The sequence below is a fragment of the Micrococcus sp. 116 genome (assembly GCF_902506395.1).
In the GTDB taxonomy this organism is placed as follows: domain Bacteria; phylum Actinomycetota; class Actinomycetes; order Actinomycetales; family Micrococcaceae; genus Micrococcus; species Micrococcus luteus.
This window is the reverse complement of the sequence record NZ_LR732370.1, coordinates 2,290,494-2,309,122: the sequence shown is the minus strand read 5'-3', so window position 1 is coordinate 2,309,122 and position 18,629 is coordinate 2,290,494. Positions and strand designations below refer to the sequence as shown.

Genomic DNA, 18,629 nt, shown 5'->3' with positions numbered 1-18,629 from the left:
GTCAGCGCCTCCGGGAGGTCGGGTCGAGGGCCTCGCGCAGGGACTCGCCCAGCAGGGTGAAGCCGAGCGCGGTGATGGCGATGCACAGGCCGGGCAGGAACGCGAGCCACGGGTTGATGCCCAGCTCGGCCTGCGCGTAGGTGAGCATGCGGCCCCACTCGGCGGTCTCGGGGCGGCCGCCGCCGAGGCCCAGGAAGGACAGGGCGGCCGCGTCGATCACGGCCGTGGCCAGGGTGAGCGTGGCCTGCACGATCACGGGGCCCAGCGAGTTCGGCAGCACGTGGGACATCGTGATCCGCCCGCGCGAGAGGCCGAGGGTCTGCGCCGCGAGCACGTAGTCCGACCCTTTCTGCGTGAGCATCGAGGAACGCAGCAGCCGCGCGAACACGGGCACCTGCGCCACCCCGATCGCGATCATCACCGCGAACGGGGTCTGCCCGAGGATCGCCGCGATGGACACCGCCAGCAGCAGGTTGGGCACCGAGAGCAGGATGTCCACGACGCGCATCACCACGGAGTCCACCCAGCCGCCGAACGTGCCGGCCAGCAGGCCGAGCAGCATGCCGCCGGCCAGGCCGAACGCCGTCGAGATGACGCCGATGAGCAGCGAGGCCTGCGCGCCCCAGATCAGCTTGGAGAGCACGTCCCCGCCGAAGCGGTCCAGGCCCAGCGGGTAGCCGGCCACCTCGCCGGGGCCGGGCACGTGGGTGGGACGGATCTCGCGCATGCCGGGTGTGGCCGTGCCCGCGTACGGGGCCAGCACCGGGGCGAGGACGGCCACGAGCACGAAGAGCAGCACGATCACGGCGCCGGCGATCGCGGCCGGGTTGCGGCGCAGCCGCTGGAACGCGGCGCCCCACACGGAGGTGCCGCGCGCGTCCGCGGCGGCCTCGGTGGTCGCCTGGGTGGCCCCGGCCTCGACGGGCGCCAGCGCGTGCTCGACGGCGTGCTCGGTGGGTCCGCCGCCGGGGCTGGGGGGCAGGTTCACGCTCATGAGACACGCACCCTCGGGTCGATGAGGCCGTAGGAGACGTCCACGACCAGGTTGATCAGCGAGTAGAGCAGGGCGATGAAGATGATGAAGCCCTGCAGCACCGGGAAGTCGAGCTGGAAGATCGCCTGCGCGAGGAACCGGCCGATCCCGTTGAACGCGAACACCGTCTCGGTGAGCACCGCCCCGGAGATCAGCAGGCCCAGCTGCAGGCCGAGCGTGGTGCTCACCGGCAGCAGGGCGTTGCGCATGATGAACCGGTTTCGGATCAGGCGCGGGGCCAGGCCCTTGGCGCGGGCCGTGCGCACGAAGTCCGCGTCCTGCACGTCCAGCACGGAGGCACGGGTGATGCGCGCGATGATCGCCAGCGGGATGGTGCCCAGCGCGATGCCGGGCAGCACCAGGTGGGTCAGCGCGTTCAGGGCCGCGTCCCACTCCGCGGTGATGATGCCGTCCCACACGTAGAAGTTCGTGTAGTGGGTGGCGTCGATCCGCGGGTCCTGCCGGCCGTCCGTGGGCAGCCAGCCCAGCTTCACCGCGAACACCCACTTGAGGATGAACGCCAGGAAGAACACGGGCACCACCACGCCGACCAGGGACAGCACGACGGCGACGTCGTCCTGCCACCGGCCCACATGGCGGGCCGCCCAGTAGCCGAGCGGGATGCCGATGGCCACCGCGAACACGATCGCGAAGACCGAGAGCTCCAGCGTGGCCGGGAAGCGGTCCGCGAACTCCTCGACCACGGACCGGTTCGTCATGGTCGAGGTGCCGAAGTCGCCGCGCAGCAGCCGCCCCATGTAGGTGAGGTACTGCTCGAGCAGGGGCTTGTCGAAGCCGTACGCCGCGTTCACGCGGGCCACGGCCTCGGGGGTGGCGCGGTCGCCGAGCAGGGCGGTGGCGGGGCCGCCGGGCAGGCTGCGGACCCACACGAACAGCAGGACGGACAGTCCGAACAGGGTGGGGATCAGCAGCAGCAGGCGCTTGCCGATGAGTCTGAGCACGAGGGGCCTCCATGCCGGCGCGGGGGCCGGGCCGGTCGGTGCGAGGGACGGGCGGTGGCGGGCGGGCCGGCGACGACGGCGCCGGGGCGCGGCGCCGTCGTCGCCGGTGGGGCGGGTCGTCCCCGGCCCGCCGGGCTCACTCGGTCAGGTCGATCTCGTTGAAGACCTCGTCGTTGACCGGGCTCGCCGGGTAGGAGGCCACGCGCTTGTCGAAGGCCAGCGACGGGGCCGGGTGGGCGAGCGGGACCGCCGGGACGATCTCGGAGATCTGCTCGTTGATCTCCTGGTACTTCGGCGTCTGCTCCTCGAGCGTCGGGATCTGGCGGGCCTCCTCGAGGGCGGAGAACAGCTCCTCGTCGGTGAAGCCGAACTCGGGCTTCTCCTGGCCGAAGAACACGCCCACGAAGTTGTCCGTGTCGTTGTAGTCACCGGTCCAGCCGAGCAGGTGGATGCCGTGGTCCGAGGTGCCCTGCACCTGGTCGAGGTAGTCCGGGCTCCACTTGGCCGGCTTCGCGTTCACCGTGATGCCCACCTCGGCCAGCTGGCTCGAGAGGTTGGAGAACGCCTGCTCGGGGGTCGGCATGTACGGGCGCGAGACGCCGGTGGGGTAGTTGAAGTCGATCGTGAAGCCGTCCGGGTAGCCGGCCTCGGCGAGCAGCGCCTTGGCCTTGGCGGGGTCGTGCTCGTACGTGGTGACGTCCTCGCTGTACCCGTTCACGGACTTCGGGATGAACTGGGTGGCGGGCTCCGTGCCCTCGGGGAGGGTCTGCGCGATGAGGGCGTCCTTGTCGATCGCGTGGGCGATCGCCTGGCGCACCCTGACGTCCTGGAGCTCCTCCTTCTCCTGGTTCAGGCCCAGGTAGAGGATGGTGAACGGGTCGCGGGCCACCACGTTGAAGCCGGCCTCGGACAGGGCCGCGGTGTCCGCGGGGGCCACGAGGTCGTAGCCGTCGATGTCCCCGGCCTCGAGCGCCTGACGGCGGGCCACCGGGTCGTCGATCACGCGGAAGGTGATGTCCGTGACCTCGCCGCCCTCGCCCCAGTAGTCCTCGTTGGCGGTGAGCTTGACGTCCTCGCCCACGCTCCAGGACTCGAACTTGTAGGGGCCGGTGCCGGTGGGGTGTGCCCGGGCGTACTCGGACATCTGGGGCGACTCGGCGGTGCCGCCGACCTCGTCCGCCTTGTACTCCTCGAGCGCCTTCGGCGACTGCATGGCGAAGGCCGGCAGGGACAGGGAGGAGATGAAGCCCGCGAACGGCTGCGCCAGCGTGATCTTCACCTCGTGCTCGCCGGTGGCCTCGCACTCCTTGTAGACGGCGTCCTCGGGCTTGTCCGCGAAGCCGCGGAACAGCTTGCCGTAGTAGTACGAGAGGGTCTCCGACTGCTGGATGCCCGTGAAGTTGTACCAGCGGTCGAAGTTGGCGCACACGGCCTCCCCGTTGAACGGCTCGCCGTCGTGGAAGGTCACGCCCTCCTTCAGCTGGAACGTGTGGGTCAGGCCGTCCTCCGAGGACTCCCAGGACTCGGCCAGCAGCGGCGCGGGGTCCGCGGTGCCCGGCTTCGTGCCCACGAGGCCCTCGAAGATCTGACGGGAGACCCGGAAGGTCTCGCCGTCGGAGGCGAAGGCCGGGTCCAGGGTCTTCGGGTCGGAGGAGGCGGCGAAGAGGAACGAGCCGTCCACTTGGGCGGCGTCGCCCCCGCCCGAGCCGCCGGAGCCGCCGCCGTCGCGCTGGCTCTGGGCGCAGCCGGTGACGAGCAGGGCGCCGGCCGCGGTGAGCGCGGCGGCGGACAGGAGTCGGTGACGCAGACGGGTGGCCATGGGGGCTCCTCCGGGAGAGGTCTCAGCCGAGACGCGGGTGCGAGGGGACCGCGCCGTCGGGTGTGACCTCGGGCACGCTCCTGGACGTGACTATAGCCACAAGCGCGGGCAGGAACGCAACGCAGGCCGCGTCTGCGCGTGCGGCACGGCGCCCTCAGGCCCCGGTGGGCACCCGCTCCCGACGCGCGGCGGCCCGCTCGCGGACCCAGCGCAGCACGTCCTCCGGACGGTTGGTGGTGAGCTCCTGCACCCCCTGGGCGAGGAGGAAATCGGCGTCCTCGCGCTCGTCGACGGTCCACACCCGCAGCCGCCGCCCCGCCGCCAGCCACGCCTTCACGTCCGCCAGGTGCTCCCGCACGTAGGCCACGGAGGGCCCCGCCAGCCCGGCCCGGCCGCGCCAGACGAGCGCCTCGGACCCCGCCAGCGACTGACGCGCCGCCGCACGCACCGCCGCCCGGCTCAGCGGCCCCCGCGCGAGCCGGGTCGGCAGCTCCGTCGGCATGAGGTCCATCAGGGGGCAGAGGGGGTCCGTGCCGGCCAGCGGAGCCACGTGGCGCAGCGCGTCCGGGTGGAAGCTCATGAGGGACACCTGCACCTGACCCACCCGGCCGGTCTCCGGGTCCCAGCCGGCCCGCAGCAGCTCCCGCAGCACCCGCTCCTCGAGCTCATGCCCGAACGGGGAGGGGTGCTTGAGCTCCACGGCCAGTCGCAGCGGCCGGTCCGCGGCCGTCGCGACCTCCAGGAGGTCGGCCAGGGTGAGCACCTGCTCCCCCGCGCCGCCGTACACGGCGGGCGGCGCCGTCGTCGTGGCGGGCTCGGCCCCCGGGCGCCGGGCGTGCCACGAGAGGACGTCGAGGGCGCGCAGACGATCCAGCGTGTGGTCCGCGACGGCGCCGCGCCCGTCCGAGGTGCGGTCCACGGTGGGGTCGTGCCAGCAGACGACCTCACGGTCCCGCGTGAGCTGGACGTCGCATTCGAGACCGTCCGCGCCCACGGCGAGGGCGTGGAGCATGGCGGCGCGGGTGTGCTCGGGGAAGGCGGCGGAGGCACCGCGGTGGGCGATCACGAGGGCGGGCACGCCGCCAGGCTAGGGAGCGCGAGTGCCGGCCACGTCACCGCAGGGTGCCCGGCTGGTTAACTGGTGGGGACCATTCGGTGCACGCGATCAGGAGCCTCCCGTGTCCTTCTCCCCCGACCCCGCCCAGCAGCTGCTCAGCGCCGGCGCCCTCGAACGCGCGGCGGGCCTGCGGCGCATGAAGGCCGTCGCCCTGGGGCTGCTCATCCTGCTGGCCGTGGTGTTCGTGGTCGCGTTCCCGTTGCAGGACACCCACCCGGTGTGGGGCTACGTGCGCGCCGCCGCGGAGGGCGGCATGGTCGGCGCGCTGGCGGACTGGTTCGCGGTCACGGCGCTGTTCCGCCACCCGATGGGTGTGCCCGTGCCGCACACCGCCCTGATCCCGCGGAAGAAGGACCAGCTCGGCGCCGCGCTGACCGAGTTCGTGCAGGAGAACTTCCTGGACTCGGAGGTCGCCCACGAGAAGGTCGACGGACTGAAGGTGGCCGAGGCCGCCGGCGGCTGGCTGCGACGTGAGGAGAACGCGGCCCGCACCGCCCGGGAGATCGCCACGGCGGCCCGGGGCGCCATGGCCGCGGCTGACGACGACGCCGTCCAGGAGCTGCTGCGCCAGCTGATGGAACGCCACATGGTGGCCCCGGACTGGTCCCCCACGCTCGCGGGCGTGCTGGAGGACGTGGTGGCCGGACGGCACCACGAGCGCGTGGTGGACCTCGTGGTCGCCCACACCGGGGACTGGGTGGCCGCCCACCCCGAGCTGTTCGTCGAGACGGTGCGCCGTCGCTCCCCCGAGTGGAGCCCGGACCTCGTGGACCGCCTCCTCGCCGAGCGACTGCACGCCGAGACCCTCAAGTATCTCGCCGGCATCCGCCGCGACCGGGAGCACGAGGCCCGCCGCGCCGTCGACGACTGGCTCGACCGCCTCGCCGACGAGATGCGGAACGAGCCGGCCACCCGCGCCTCGGTGGAACGGTTCAAGCGGAACCTTTTCGCGGACGAACGGCTGCGCGCGTGGGCCGGGCGGGCCTGGGTCTCCCTGCGGGACTCGCTCCTGGACGCGCTCGAGGACCCGTCCTCCGACCTGCACCGCGCGCTCGTGGCCGCCCTGCGCGACCTCGGCGCCCGCCTGCAGGAGGACCCCGAGCTGCGCGACCGTGTGGACGGCCACGCCCGCCGCGCCGCGGCGTATGCGCTGAGCTCCTACGGCCCGGCGCTCACCGGGGTGATCGAGGAGACGGTCGCCCGCTGGGACGGCGAGCAGACCGCGCGCACCCTCGAGCTGTTCGTGGGCAAGGATCTGCAGTTCATCCGCATCAACGGCTCGGTCGTCGGCGCGCTCGCGGGCCTGGCGATCCACGGGGTGGCGACACTGTTCCTCTGAGCCGCCGCCCCTGCCCCGCACTTTCGAACGTGAAATGGGGCGAATGGGCGCTTTCGAGCGTGAGATAGGCCCTCTCTCACGTTCGAAAGCGCGGGGACGGGGGCGATGGACGCGCGGGGGCGAGGCCGTCAGGCGGCCGGCTTGTCCTTCTCGTCCTTGCCGCCGGGCAGGGCGCGACGGATCGCGCCGAAGACGCCGCCGTAGTCCTTGGTGCCCTCCGACTCCCCCGCGGCGCGCCCCTGTGCGGCGCCCTCGCGGATCTCGCCGGGGATCACCATCGGCAGGGGGCCGAAGAGCTCCGCGGCGTTCTCCATCACGGCCTTGCCCATGGCGCGGTTGCCCACGCCGCCGATCACGGCGCCCACGCCGAACGGCACGGCGCGGCCCACGAAGCCGGCACCCTGCCGCAGGAGCATCTTGCGCATGAACGTCCTCTTGAGGCGATCCACCACGAACGCGCTGATGCCGGTGCCCGATGCGGTGCCCGCGAGCGCGTTGAGGCTGGACTGCGGGTCGTAGGGACGGCCGGCCTTGGCGGCGGCCTCGCGGAGCAGCTCCTTGGCGTCGTCGCCGAGCATGAGGCCCATGACGAGGGCCTGGGCGCGCTGCGGGTCCTGCGTGGTGATGCCGTGCAGCTCGGCGAGGGACTGCGCGTAGAGGGCGGTGGCCTCCATGAAGCCGGCGACCGCGGCACCGGACAGGCCGAGCGCGGCCACGGTGCCGATGCCCGGGACGATCGCGGTGCCGCCCACGGCGGCACCGGCCCCCGTGACGGTGGTCAGGTACTGCTGCCCGAGCCGCTCGGCGAGACGCTCCGGGCTCTCCCCCGGGTGCTTCGCCGCCATGCGCTGGATGTTCTTCAGGACCAGGGGGCGCTGGACCGCCAACACCGTGGAGAGGGCCTTCTCGAAGCCCTCCGTGGGCTCGCCGTTCTCATCGAGTGCCGACTTCAGCCCGAAGTCCTTCACCTTCCCGGACGCGTACCGGCCGATCGTCGAGTTCTTTGCCATGCGCGCCACAGTATCGGCGCGCGACCCCCGCGGTCAGGACCCGGGCGTCGCCGCGCGCAGGGAGTGCTCGAGGAAGATGCGCACTTCACGGACCTCGTCGGGGCCGGTCCCGTGCAGGATCCCGGGGTAGGTGCGCACGGTCAGGCGGGTGTGCTCCTCGGCCCACGCGCGGGTGTGGGCGACGGCGTCCGGATGGATCACGGGATCCTCGGCGTCCCGGCCCCAGAAGAACGGGCGCGGGCCCGGTCCCTCGGCCGGGGAGTCGAGCATGGCCAGCAGCTCGTTGTCGACGGCGAAGCCGCTCAGGCCCACACCGCAGGTGAACGCCTCGGGGCGCAGACGCAGGACCGTCGTCGCCATGGCCATGCCCTGGGAGAAGCCGAGCACCGAGACCGTGCGGAAGCCGGCCGCCACGACCTCCTCGGCGGAGAGCACGTCGAACACGCGGTGGGCGGCGGCGAGCACCTGGGCGAAGTCGGACTGCAGCAGCAGGTCGAGCAGGAACCAGCCGTGCGCGCCGGGGTCGCCCGGGCCTTCGGACGCCGTCTCGTCGATCTCGAAGCCGCCGCGCACCGCCAGGCCGGTGCACCGCTCCGGGAGCATCGGGAAGTGGCGGCGCGCCGCGCGGACCTCGTTGGAGCCGTAGCCGTGGAACACGAGCACCAGGTCCGTGCCCGCGCGCTCCGCCGGCGGGCGCGACCACACCACGCTGTGGCCGGAGCTGATCGTCTCGGTGACTGGTGCGGGCGTGGGGCTCATGGCTCCATCCTAGGGAGGACCCCCGACCGGGCGTCATGCCTGGTCAGGGGCCGTTTTCGCGTGGGCCCTGCGGGGATCGAACCCGCGACCGGCGGATTAAAAGTCCGATGCTCTGCCAGCTGAGCTAAAGGCCCCCACCCGCGGCCGACGACGACGGCGCGCGGCCGACGACGGCGACCCTCACGGGTGCCCTCCGATGGTAGCCCAGGCGTCCGGGGCACTACCGTGGACGGGGCCGCCGCCTCCGGCGACCACATCCCCACCCCGATGCGCCCTCGAAGGGAGCCCGCCCATGGCACGTCACCGCCTGCCCGCCGGCCGCGGCGCCAGCTCGAGCGCCTCGGGCGTGCTGCGCCCCCACCGGCCCCGCCTCTCGGAACCGCAGGAGCTCACGCACTTCGCCGGCGGCGAAGACCCGCAGGAAGTGGCCGCGGCGGCCTCGCGCCTGGCCCACGCCCTCGTGGCCGGCGGCCGCGCGGAGGAGGACCCGGCCATCGTCGAGCGGCTGGTCGGGCTGGTCCGCGAGCTGGGCGTCGAGACGCTCGCCGAGCTGTGGGCGGACGCCCCGCCCGTCTCGCTCGCCGGCGCCCTGTGGCGCCTGTACGCGCTCCAGGAGGCGACGACCCGCGACGGCGAGCGCTGGGCCGCCTGGTACCGCGCCGGGCATGCCGCCTACGCCTCGCGCGTCGTGGCGGGCGCCGTCGAGCCGCCGGGGCCGGCCGAGCTGCGCCGCCTCACGGACACGATCCTCACGGGCGCCTACCGCTCCGAGATCGACGTCGCGTTCGAGCGCGCCGCGGCCTACGCCCGCGTCGTGGCTCTGGGCCAGGTCGAGCACGCCGAGGGCTCCGAGGCCGCCGCCCCGGACCGCGCCGCCGCCCTCACCCGCCGGGCCGCGCGCCTGGTCAGCACCGCCGACGCCCTGGAGGCGGCGGGTCGAGCGTTTCGGGACGGATCGCTAGACTGATGGGGACGGCGCCGGGCCGCTGGTAACCCCGGGCTCCAACACATAGCCGCTGCGAGCGGCCTTCCGCCGAGAGGCGTTCCCGGTCCGGCGTCGTCGTCGACCCCTTCGCCACCCGTCGACGAGAGAGCGACCGCTGCCCATGTCCCCCCGCATGCCCTGGCTCGTCACGCGCGACACCCCGGCGCTGCGCCACATGGCGGACCTCGCCGAGGCCCTGCACCGGTCCGTGCATCTGGTGGCCCAGGTCGCGGGGACCCGCGGACCCGAGGCGGACCGTGCCGCCCGTGAGCTCGAGGAGCTCGACTCGTCCTCGAGCGCCACCCTCATGGCCTTCCTCACCGCGCTGCGCAGCGCCTACGTGACTCCGCTGCCCCGTCAGGACCTCTACCGGCTGGCCAGCGGCGTGCACGCGACCACCCGGCGCGTCGTGTCGGCGGGCGTGCTGATCCAGCGGGCCGACCTCGAGGAGCTGCCGACGCACGCCCTCGACGTCCTCGAGACCGTGGGGCGGCAGGCCGAGCTGCTCGCCCGCGGCGCCGCCGAGATGCGCGACCTCGACGCCCTGGAGGCCACGTGGATGCAGCTGCTGCGCGCCTCCCGCCGCACGGAGCGGATCATGGTCGAGTGGCTCGCTGACCTCGGCATGGACCTGCTGCAGCGCGACTACAACCGCCAGCGCGAGGTCGCCTGGGCGCTGCACGCGGCGCTCGAGGCCCTCTCCCGCGTGAACATGGACCTGGGCATGGTGCTCGTCCGTGAGTCCTGAGCCGGTGGAGGCGCCGTGACCGCGGGGCTCGCCGTCGTCCTCGTGCTGCTGTGCGCCGTCGGCGCGCTGATGGGGTTCCGTGACGCCCCCAACGCCGCGGCGCTGCCTGTCCGGTACCGGGCGCTGACCCCGCGCGGAGCCCTCCTCCTGACCGGAGCGGTCAACACCGTGGGCGCCCTGCTGGGCATCGGGCTCATCACGCTGAGCGTGCACTACTTCACCTCGCCCGCGGTGCGCAGCGAGATCGGCCCCCTGGCCGTGGGCGTGTCCTGCGCGGTGACCCTCGTGTGGGGTCTGCTGCTGTGGTGGCGGCGCCTGCCCGGCTCCAGCACGCACGCGCTGATCTCCGCGCTGGCGGGCAGCCACCTCGCCGTGCGCCTGAGCCTGCACATCGACGTCGCCCACACCATCTTCGACCTCGTCCGCGCCGAGGTGCTGCTCAGCCTGCTGCTCTCGCCCCTGATCGCGTGGGCGCTCGCCCGACTGCTCACCGCGCCCGCCATGCGGCTCGCCACCCGCGGCACCACGGTCAACGTCCAGCACCGGGCCCGCGTCGCGTTGGGCATCTCCGCCAGCGCCATGGCCATGGGCCACGGCCTGCAGGCCGGTCAGCGCATGGGGGTGCTGTGGGCTGCCGTGCTGGTGGGGTCCGGGTCCGTCCTGGCGCCGGACGCCCTGACGGCCGAGTTCGTGGGGGGCGCGTTCCTGTTCGCCCTCGCGGTCGGGCTCGGCACGCTGGGCGGCGCCTGGCGGATCGCCTGGACCCTCACCGAGCGTCTCGTGCGCCTCGACCCCCTGCGGGCGTCCGTGGCCGCCGTCATCCCCGCGGGCCTGCTGTTCGTCGGATCCCTGATGTTCCACCTGCCCCTGTCCTCCACCCACACGGCGACGGCGGCCATCGTGGGCGCCGGCCAGACGCAGACCTACGCGTCCGTGCGCTGGCCCACCGTGCTGCGCGTGGTCGGCTGGTGGCTGCTCACGCCGGTGGCCTGCGCCCTCCTCGGCCTCCTCGGCACGCTGGCCCTCCTCCCGCTGGCCTGAGGCCGCGCCCGACGACGACGCCCGGCCCCGCAGACGCCGCGACCCCGCCCGGCGTGCGGCCGGACGGGGTCGGGGACGGAGCGCGGGGCGGCTCAGCCGAAACGGCCGGAGACGTAGTCCTCGGTCTGCTGGCTCGAGGGGTTGTTGAAGATGACGTTGGTGTCGTCGTACTCGATCAGCTTGCCGGGCTTGCCGACGCCCTGGATGTTGAAGAACGCGGTCTTGTCCGCCACGCGCGCGGCCTGCTGCATGTTGTGCGTGACGATGATGACCGTGTACTCCTCCTTGAGCTCGTTGATCAGGTCCTCGACGGCGAGGGTGGAGATCGGGTCGAGCGCGGAGCAGGGCTCGTCCATGAGGATCACGTCGGGCTGCACCGCGATGGAGCGGGCGATGCACAGACGCTGCTGCTGACCGCCGGAGAGGCCGGAGCCGGGCTTGTCGAGGCGGTCCTTGACCTCGTTCCACAGGTTGGCGCCGCGCAGGGACTTCTCCACGAGCTCGTCCGCACGGGACTTGTTCAGGCGGGTGCCGTTGAGCTTGTAGCCGGCCAGCACGTTGTCGCGGATGGACATCGTGGGGAACGGGTTCGGACGCTGGAAGACCATGCCGATCTGGGAACGGACGCGGACCGGGTCCACACCGGGCCCATAGATGTCCTCGCCGTCGAGCAGGAGCTTGCCGTCCACGGTGGCGCCGGGGAGCACCTCGTGCATGCGGTTGATGCTGCGCAGGAAAGTGGTCTTGCCGCAGCCGGAGGGGCCGATGAAGGCAGTGACGGAGCGGGGGGCGATGTCGATGTTGACGCCCTCGACGGCCTTGAACTTGCCGTAGAAGACATCGACGTCGACGGCCTGGATGCGCTTGGACATGAGTGGTTCTGTTCCTTCGTGGAAGTCTCTGGGGGGGTGCAGCCCGACGTGATCCTCATGGACGAGCCCTGCTCCGCGCTCGACCCGATCTCCACCCTCGCCGTCGAGGACCTGATCAACGAGCTCAAGGACCCGCGGACCTGGCCGCCGCCCCCACCGCAGACGTGCTCACGGCCTGGGACCGGCTCGGCTACCCGCGCCGGGCCCTGCGCCTCCAGGAGGCCGCCCGGGCCGTCGTCGAGCGCCACGACGGCCGGGTGCCGGCCGACCCCGCCGCCCTGCGCGCCCTGCCCGGCATCGGCGAGTACACGGCCGCGGCGGTCGCGAGCTTCGCGTTCGGCATCCCCGAGACCGTCGTGGACACCAACGTGCGCCGGGTGATCGCGCGCGCGGTCGCGGGTGAGGCCCTGCCCGGCAGGTCGCTGACCCGCGCCGAGATGCGCCGCGCCCAGGCCCTCATGCCCGAGGACCCCACCCGCGCCAACGCGTGGAACGCGGCCGTCATGGAGCTCGGGGCCCTCGTCTGCACCGCCCGCTCCCCCGCCTGCGACCGCTGCCCCCTGGCGGAGACGTGCGCGTGGGTCGCGGCGGGCTCCCCGCCGCCGGTGGAGGTGCCGCGCGGCCAGGCCTGGGCCGGCACGGACCGTCAGGTGCGCGGGGCTGTGATGGCCGCCGTCCGCGAGCACGGTCGCGTGGCCGAGGCGGAGGTGCCCGCCGTCGTCGTGGCCGGGGGGCGGCTCGGGTCGCACCGCCCCGACGACGCGCAGTGGGCGCGGTGCGTCGCCGGGCTCGTGTCGGACGGGCTGCTGGCCCGGGACGACGACGGCGGCCTCACCTTCCCGGCCTGACCTCGCCGGGGCACGGGGCGGCCCGCGGTGCGGCGGCTCAGAGGCGGCGGATCATCCGCGTGTTGCCGAGCGTGTTCGGCTTGACCCGGGCGAGGTCCAGGAACTCGGCGACGCCCTCGTCCGTGGAGCGCAGCAGTTCCGCGTAGACCTCCGGGTCCACGGCGGACTGGTCCGCCATCACCTCGAAACCGTGCCGGCGGAAGAACTCGACCTCGAAGGTCAGGCAGAAGACCCGCTCGACGCCCACGGCCCGCGCACGGTCCAGCAGCTCCTCGATGACCAGGTGCCCGACGCCGGCCCCCCGGTGGGCCTCCGAGACGGCGAGGGTGCGGACCTCGGCGATGTCCTGCCACATCACGTGGAGGGCGCCGAAGCCGGCCAGGGTCCCATCCGCCTCCTCGGCGACCACGAACTCCTGGATGGCCTCGTAGTAGGCCACAGCCTCCTTCTGGAGCAGCACGCGCTCCCGCGCCAGCGGCTCCACGAGCGCCTGGATGACCGGGACGTCCTGGGTCCGCGCCGAGCGGAGGGTGAGGGGGCGGTCGGCAGGCATGGGGTCCAGTCTAGGCACGGACATCCCGACCCCGGACAGACGGGAGCCCCCGTCCCGGCGGACCAGGCGGGGGCTCCCGCGGCGTCGACGGCAGGCTCAGGCCTGCTGCTCGCCCTCGTCCCCGGACAGGAACTTCTCCTGCGCGCCGTCGACACCCTTGTTCACGGTGTCGCCGTGCTCGCCGAGCTTGTCGCCGTGCTGCTCCTGAGCGTTGTCCACGGCCTCGTCGATCTTGTCCGAGTGCTGGTTTGCGAGGTTGTTCAGGTCACCGATACCCATGGGCGGCCTCCTTCTTCTCGGGGCTGCTCCGCGGCCGTCCCGGCGAGTGCCGGGCCGAAGCGGAGACAGGACCACCGTCGAGCGGTCACAGACCACAGTGGCACCGATCCCGCCGCGAGGGAACCCCTCTCGCGCCTGCGGGGAGGCGGGCCGGTTCAGCGGTCCTTCGCGAGGCCGTCCTTGATGCCGGCGGCGGTGTCGCGGACCTCGGCCCCGGCGTCCCCGCGGGGGCACGACGACGGCCCGCCGCCTCCTCCCCGAGGGGGAGGGGCGACGGGCCGTGGCCACCGGACGCGCGGTCCGGCGTCGTGGGTCAGACCCCGCAGGTCACACGGAGCGGTCGGCGTCCACCGGATCGCCGGCACCGGGCTCGAGCTCGGCCAGCTCCGCACCCTCCAGGGCCTCCCGGCCGCCGGAGAACGCGAACGTCAGCTCGGCGCCCTCCCCCTCGCCCGTGGCGTCCACGGTGATGAGGGAGCCGGCCGGGATCTCGCCGAAGAGGATCTTCTCCGAGAGCTGGTCCTCCACCATCTGCTGGATGGTGCGGCGCAGCGGGCGGGCGCCCATGGCCGGATCGTAGCCGCGGTCCGCGAGCAGGTCCTTGGCGGACTGGGTGAGCTCGATGGACAGGTCCTGCTCCGCCAGGCGCTTGCCGAGGCGGGAGACGAACAGGTCCACGATCTCCACGATCTCGTGCTTCTGCAGCTGCGGGAACACGATCACGTCGTCCACACGGTTGAGGAACTCGGGGCGGAAGTGCTGGCGCAGCTCCTCCTTGACCTTGCCCTTCATCCGCTCGTACCCGGTGGTGGTGTCCGTGGCCGACTGGAAGCCGGTCATGACGCCCTTGGAGATGTCCCGGGTGCCGAGGTTCGTGGTCATGATGATCACGGTGTTCTTGAAGTCCACCACACGGCCCTGCGAGTCGGTCAGGCGACCGTCCTCGAGGATCTGCAGCAGGGAGTTGAAGAGGTCCTGATGGGCCTTCTCCACCTCGTCGAACAGCACCACGGAGAACGGACGGCGGCGGACCTTCTCGGTGAGCTGGCCGCCCTCCTCATAGCCCACGTAGCCGGGAGGGGCGCCGAACAGACGCGAGACGGTGTGCTTCTCCTGGAACTCGGACATGTCCAGCGTGATGAGCGCGTCCTCGTCCCCGAAGAGGAACTCCGCGAGGGACTTGGCCAGCTCCGTCTTGCCGACGCCGGTGGGGCCGGCGAAGATGAACGACCCCGAGGGGCGGTTCGGGTCCTTCAGGCCCGCGCGGGTGCGGCGGATGGCGCGGGACAGGGACTTGATGGCCTCGTCCTGGCCGATCACGCGACGGTGGAGCTCGTCCTCCATGTTGCGCAGGCGGTCCGTCTCCTCCTCGGTGAGCTTGAACACCGGGATGCCGGTGGACTTGGAGAGCACCTCGGCGATGAGGTCCTCGTCCACCGTGGCGACGTCGGCGTCGGCGCCGGTGCGCCACGCCTGCTCCTTCTCGCGGCGCTCGTCCTCGAGCTGCTGCTCCTGGTCCCGCAGGCGGGCGGCGCCCTCGAAGTCCTGGCCATCGATGGCGGCCTCCTTCTGGGTGCGCACCTCCGCGATCCGGGACTCGTAGGCCTTGATCTCCGGCGGCACGGTCATGCGACGGATGCGCAGACGCGCACCGGCCTCGTCGATCAGGTCGATGGCCTTGTCCGGCAGGTGCCGGTCGGAGACGTAGCGGTCCGCCAGGCCGGCGGCGGCCTTGAGCGCGCCGTCGGTGATGGAGACCTTGTGGTGCGCCTCGTAGCGGTCCCGCAGGCCGCGCAGGATCTCCGTGGCGTCCTCGACGGACGGCTCGGCGACCTGGATCGGCTGGAAGCGGCGCTCGAGCGCGGCGTCCTTCTCGATGTGCTTGCGGTACTCGTCCAGCGTGGTGGCGCCGATGGTCTGCAGCTCACCGCGGGCCAGCATCGGCTTGAGGATGCTGGCGGCGTCGATCGCGCCCTCGGCCGCACCCGCCCCGACGAGGGTGTGGATCTCGTCGATGAACAGGATGATGTCCCCGCGCGTGCGGATCTCCTTGAGCACCTTCTTCAGGCGCTCCTCGAAGTCGCCGCGGTAGCGGGAGCCGGCCACGAGGGAGCCGAGGTCCAGCGAGTAGAGCTGCTTGTCCCTGAGCGTCTCCGGGACGTCACCGCGGTCGATCGCCTGGGCCAGGCCCTCGACGACGGCGGTCTTGCCGACGCCGGGCTCGCCGATGAGCACGGGGTTGTTCTTGGTGCGGCGGGAGAGCACCTGCATGACGCGCTCCATCTCGCCCGCACGCCCGATGACGGGATCCAGCTTGCCGTCGTGCGCGGCCGCGGTGAGGTTGCGTCCGAACTGGTCCAGCACCACGGAGCCGGCGTTCTGGCCGGCCTCGCCGCCCTGGCCCACCCCGGCGCCGGCGGTCTCCTTGCCGCCCTGGGCGCCGCCCTGGTAGCCGGAGAGCAGCTGGATGACCGTCTGACGGACGCGGTTCAGGTCCGCGCCGAGCTGCACGAGCACCTGGGCGGCCACGCCCTCGCCCTCGCGGATCAGGCCGAGCAGGATGTGCTCGGTGCCGATGTAGTTGTGGCCGAGCTGCAGCGCCTCGCGCAGGGACAGCTCGAGCACCTTCTTGGCGCGCGGCGTGAAGGGGATGTGGCCGGGCGGGTTCTGCTGACCCTGGCCGATGTCCTCCTGCACCTTCTCTCGCACGGCGCCCAGGGAGATGTCCATGGACTCCAGTGCCTTGGCTGCGACGCCCTCACCCTCGTGGATCAGACCGAGCAGGATGTGCTCGGTGCCGATGTAGCTGTGGTTGAGCATGCGCGCCTCTTCCTGGGCGAGCACGACCACCCGCCGGGCGCGGTCGGTGAATCTCTCGAACATGGGCACACTCCTTGCGTACGGTCGTGGTCGAGACTACGCACCCGGGCCGCGTGCCGCGCGACTGTTCGCCAGCGGGAGAAGCGGCCCGGCCGTCGTCGGGAGGGGCCGGAACGAGGCCCGGGGACGCCGATTCCTCGACGCACCCGGGCGGGGCGCTCACTTGCGCTTCGCGTTGCGGTAGGCCTCCACCACGTCGCGGTGCAGACGGCCCCGGCTCGAGACCTCGTAGCCGTTCTCGGCCGCCCACTTGCGGATCTGGGCGGCCTCGACCTTGGGCGACGGCGGCGCCACGGCGCGGCCCTTCTTCATGTAGGGCTTCAGGAACTCACGGAGTTCCGCAGCGTGCTCCTTCGACAGGTCGATCTCGTAATTGCGACCGTCCAATGCGAAGTTCACGGTCTCATCTGCAGGCGAACCGTCAAGATCATCCACGAGGACCACTTCTACCTTCTGTGCCAACGGTGATTCCCACTTTCTTCTCTCGTGCGCGTGTCCCTGGGTTCCGGTCTTCGCTCTCGGGGTTCTTTCCCGCGTGCTCACGATTCCGGCCGTGCACTTGTGGTGATTCAAGAATACCGCAACAAAGCCGGGCAGAAGGATTCTTCAACGCCGGGGAAGGAATCTCAGCGGGCGCGGTCCTCCGGATCGGCCTCCGGCCCTCCCTCGGCTCGGCGTCGGGCCGCCCACTCACGGGCCTCGGCCTCCTCGCGGGCCGCCCGCGCGTCCGCGCCCGAGAGCCGGCGGGCCTGACTCTCGCGCTCGCCCGTGTCCGAACGCAGCAGGGAGCGCATCACCAGCCAGAAGATGAGCCCGAGGCCGATCGAGGGGGCGAGGACGGAGAAGTAGTCCCAGAAGTCGGCCATGTCAGGCCTCCGGCTTGAGCAGCGGGAAGAGGATGGTCTCGCGGATGCCGGCGTCCGTGAACAGCATCACCAGGCGGTCGATGCCCAGGCCGATGCCGCCCATGGGCGGGGCGCCGTACTCGAGGGCGCGCAGGAAGTCCTCGTCCAGCTGCATGGCCTCGTCGTCGCCGGCGGCCGCCATCGCCGACTGGGCGGTCAGGCGCTCGCGCTGGATGACGGGGTCGATCAGCTCGGAGAACGCGGTGCCGCGCTCCATGCCGCCGATGATCAGGTCCCAGGCCTCGATGACCCGGTCCTTCGAGCGGTGCGGGCGCGCGAGCGGCTGGGCGGCCGGCGGGTAGTCGTACACGAACGTGGGGTTCATCAGGGTGGGCTCCACGATCTCGCCGAACAGCTCGATCACGAGCTTCTCCGCGTCCCACGCGGGGTCCACCTTGACCTCGTGCTCCGCGGCGATCGCCCGCAGCGTCTCGGCGTCCGTGTCCGGGGTGATCTCGCGGCCCACGGCCTCGGACAGCCCCGGGTACACGGCGACCCAGGCCCACTCGCCGTCGAGGTCGATGACGCCCTTCGCGGTCTCGAGCCGACGCCCGGCGCCCACCGCGTCCGCGGCGTTGAGGATGATCTCCTGCATGCGCTCGGCCATGACGTGCATGTCCGCCCACGCCTCATAGGACTCGAGGGTGGTGAACTCGGGCGAGTGGGTCGAGTCCACGCCCTCGTTGCGGAACACGCGGCCGATCTCGAACACGCGGTCGATGCCGCCGACGACGGCGCGCTTGAGGTACAGCTCGGTGGCGATGCGCAGGGTCATCGGCTGGTCGAACGCGTTGAGGTGCGTCTCGAAGGGACGTGCGAGGGCGCCGCCGTGGACCAGCTGGAGCATCGGGGTCTCCACCTCCACGTAGCCGTGGCCCTCGAGGGTGCGCCGCACCGCCGAGGTGACCTTGGCCCGGGTGTAGACCATGCGGCGGGCCTCCTCGCGCACGATCAGGTCCGCGTAGCGCTGGCGGACGCGGGTCTCCTCGTTCAGGTCCGCGTGCAGCACGGGCAGGGGGCGCAGCGCCTTGGAGGCCATCTCCCACGCCGAGGCCATGATGGACAGCTCGCCGCGGCGCGAGACGATCACCTCGCCGGTGACGGAGAGGAAGTCGCCCAGGTCCACGACCTTCTTCCAGTCGGCCAGGGACTCCTCACCGACGGCGGCCAGGGACACCATGACCTGGAGGCGGACGGCCTCCCCGTCCGCGCCGGACTCCTGCAGGGTGGCGAAGCAGAGCTTGCCGGTGTTGCGGAGGAAGACGACGCGCCCGGTCACCGACACGGTCTCGCCCGAGGCCCAGTCAGGCTCGTGGCCGTCGAACCGCTCACGCACCTCGGCCAGCGCGTGGGTGCGCGGCACCTGCACGGGGTAGGCCTCGCGGCCCGAGGCGAGCAGCTGCTCACGCTTGGCGGCGCGGACGGCCTGCTGATCGTGGTGGTCGACGGCGGCGGAGGCGGAGTTCTCGGTGGTCACGG

General features: G+C 72.4%; 18 protein-coding genes, 1 tRNA gene and 1 pseudogene. 6 read left to right on the top strand and 14 right to left on the bottom strand.

Translation table 11 applies throughout. From position 1 onward, the window contains the following. Position 1: 1 nt before the first annotated feature. The 4 genes from CITRIK5_RS10825 to CITRIK5_RS10810 form a co-directional block, all read right to left on the bottom strand. Positions 2–994, bottom strand: coding sequence for an ABC transporter permease (locus tag CITRIK5_RS10825; RefSeq protein ID WP_123244189.1), 993 nt, complete (start codon positions 992–994; stop codon positions 2–4). After that, on the bottom strand, positions 991–1,995 hold the full coding sequence (locus CITRIK5_RS10820) for an ABC transporter permease (protein WP_069941074.1): 1,005 nt from the start codon (positions 1,993–1,995) through the stop codon (positions 991–993). The genes CITRIK5_RS10825 and CITRIK5_RS10820 overlap by 4 nt, the downstream gene beginning before the upstream one ends. 136 nt (positions 1,996–2,131) lie before the next feature. Beyond that, entirely contained in the window at positions 2,132–3,814 is a 1,683-nt protein-coding gene (locus CITRIK5_RS10815) for an ABC transporter substrate-binding protein (protein ID WP_123244176.1), read from the bottom strand. A 154-nt stretch (positions 3,815–3,968) separates the two neighbouring features. Further along, positions 3,969–4,892: a glycerophosphodiester phosphodiesterase gene (locus CITRIK5_RS10810; RefSeq protein WP_123244177.1), complete on the bottom strand. Its 924-nt coding sequence runs from the start codon at positions 4,890–4,892 to the stop codon at positions 3,969–3,971. Between the two features lie 100 nt (positions 4,893–4,992). Between CITRIK5_RS10810 and CITRIK5_RS10805 the strand changes: the two genes are divergently transcribed. Further along, positions 4,993–6,270, top strand: a complete 1,278-nt coding sequence (locus CITRIK5_RS10805) for a DUF445 domain-containing protein (protein WP_061867608.1) — start codon at positions 4,993–4,995, stop codon at positions 6,268–6,270. A gap of 128 nt (positions 6,271–6,398) precedes the next feature. Here the strand turns inward: CITRIK5_RS10805 and CITRIK5_RS10800 are convergent, their stop codons facing one another. From CITRIK5_RS10800 to CITRIK5_RS10790, 3 genes are all read right to left on the bottom strand, one after another. Then, on the bottom strand, positions 6,399–7,280 hold the full coding sequence (locus CITRIK5_RS10800; protein WP_122054879.1) for a hypothetical protein: 882 nt from the start codon (positions 7,278–7,280) through the stop codon (positions 6,399–6,401). Between the two features lie 33 nt (positions 7,281–7,313). Then, positions 7,314–8,039 (bottom strand): alpha/beta hydrolase, encoded by a 726-nt coding sequence (locus tag CITRIK5_RS10795; RefSeq protein ID WP_095695213.1) that lies wholly within the window; start codon positions 8,037–8,039, stop codon positions 7,314–7,316. Positions 8,040–8,100: 61 nt separating this feature from the next. Further along, positions 8,101–8,173: transfer RNA gene (locus CITRIK5_RS10790), tRNA-Lys, on the bottom strand. Positions 8,174–8,331: 158 nt separating this feature from the next. Here CITRIK5_RS10790 and CITRIK5_RS10785 point away from each other — a divergent pair. The 3 genes from CITRIK5_RS10785 to CITRIK5_RS10775 all read left to right on the top strand — a co-directional run bounded on the left by CITRIK5_RS10785 (position 8,332) and on the right by CITRIK5_RS10775 (position 10,813). Further along, positions 8,332–9,006, top strand: a complete 675-nt coding sequence (locus CITRIK5_RS10785) for a hypothetical protein (protein ID WP_041103592.1) — start codon at positions 8,332–8,334, stop codon at positions 9,004–9,006. Positions 9,007–9,145: 139 nt separating this feature from the next. Then, positions 9,146–9,772 (top strand): hypothetical protein, encoded by a 627-nt coding sequence (locus CITRIK5_RS10780; protein WP_036314859.1) that lies wholly within the window; start codon positions 9,146–9,148, stop codon positions 9,770–9,772. Positions 9,773–9,787: 15 nt separating this feature from the next. Beyond that, on the top strand, positions 9,788–10,813 hold the full coding sequence (locus tag CITRIK5_RS10775) for an inorganic phosphate transporter (RefSeq protein WP_123244179.1): 1,026 nt from the start codon (positions 9,788–9,790) through the stop codon (positions 10,811–10,813). 92 nt (positions 10,814–10,905) lie between these two features. On the opposite strand, the gene pstB is transcribed toward CITRIK5_RS10775, so the two are convergent. Next, positions 10,906–11,685 carry a phosphate ABC transporter ATP-binding protein PstB gene (gene pstB, locus CITRIK5_RS10770; RefSeq protein ID WP_123244180.1) on the bottom strand — a complete coding sequence of 260 codons (780 nt, stop codon included), beginning with the start codon at positions 11,683–11,685 and terminating at the stop codon, positions 10,906–10,908. Between the two features lie 36 nt (positions 11,686–11,721). On the opposite strand from pstB, the pseudogene CITRIK5_RS10765 reads away from it, so the two are divergent. Together CITRIK5_RS10765 and CITRIK5_RS10760 are read left to right on the top strand one after the other, a co-directional pair. Beyond that, positions 11,722–11,826: pseudogene (locus CITRIK5_RS10765) on the top strand (phosphate ABC transporter ATP-binding protein); the annotation flags it as partial. A gap of 23 nt (positions 11,827–11,849) precedes the next feature. Then, positions 11,850–12,533 (top strand): A/G-specific adenine glycosylase, encoded by a 684-nt coding sequence (locus CITRIK5_RS10760; protein ID WP_370462598.1) that lies wholly within the window; start codon positions 11,850–11,852, stop codon positions 12,531–12,533. A gap of 37 nt (positions 12,534–12,570) precedes the next feature. Here CITRIK5_RS10760 and CITRIK5_RS10755 read toward each other — a convergent pair whose 3' ends face one another. From CITRIK5_RS10755 to lysS, 6 genes are all read right to left on the bottom strand, one after another. Continuing rightward, the gene (locus CITRIK5_RS10755) at positions 12,571–13,086 is read right to left on the bottom strand and encodes an amino-acid N-acetyltransferase (RefSeq protein WP_049147791.1); all 516 of its coding nucleotides are present in this window, start codon (positions 13,084–13,086) and stop codon (positions 12,571–12,573) included. A gap of 96 nt (positions 13,087–13,182) precedes the next feature. Continuing rightward, positions 13,183–13,365, bottom strand: coding sequence for an Rv0909 family putative TA system antitoxin (locus tag CITRIK5_RS10750; protein ID WP_041104640.1), 183 nt, complete (start codon positions 13,363–13,365; stop codon positions 13,183–13,185). 327 nt (positions 13,366–13,692) lie between these two features. Next, positions 13,693–16,248 carry an ATP-dependent Clp protease ATP-binding subunit gene (locus CITRIK5_RS10745; protein ID WP_123244185.1) on the bottom strand — a complete coding sequence of 852 codons (2,556 nt, stop codon included), beginning with the start codon at positions 16,246–16,248 and terminating at the stop codon, positions 13,693–13,695. A 156-nt stretch (positions 16,249–16,404) separates the two neighbouring features. After that, a complete protein-coding gene (locus tag CITRIK5_RS10740; RefSeq protein WP_036314827.1) occupies positions 16,405–16,707 on the bottom strand; it encodes an Lsr2 family protein in 303 nt (100 codons plus the stop codon). Between the two features lie 164 nt (positions 16,708–16,871). Then, positions 16,872–17,111, bottom strand: coding sequence for a hypothetical protein (locus CITRIK5_RS10735; protein ID WP_002856071.1), 240 nt, complete (start codon positions 17,109–17,111; stop codon positions 16,872–16,874). Between the two features lies 1 nt (position 17,112). After that, on the bottom strand, positions 17,113–18,627 hold the full coding sequence (lysS, locus tag CITRIK5_RS10730; protein ID WP_123244186.1) for a lysine--tRNA ligase: 1,515 nt from the start codon (positions 18,625–18,627) through the stop codon (positions 17,113–17,115). Between the last annotated feature and the right edge of the window lie 2 nt (positions 18,628–18,629).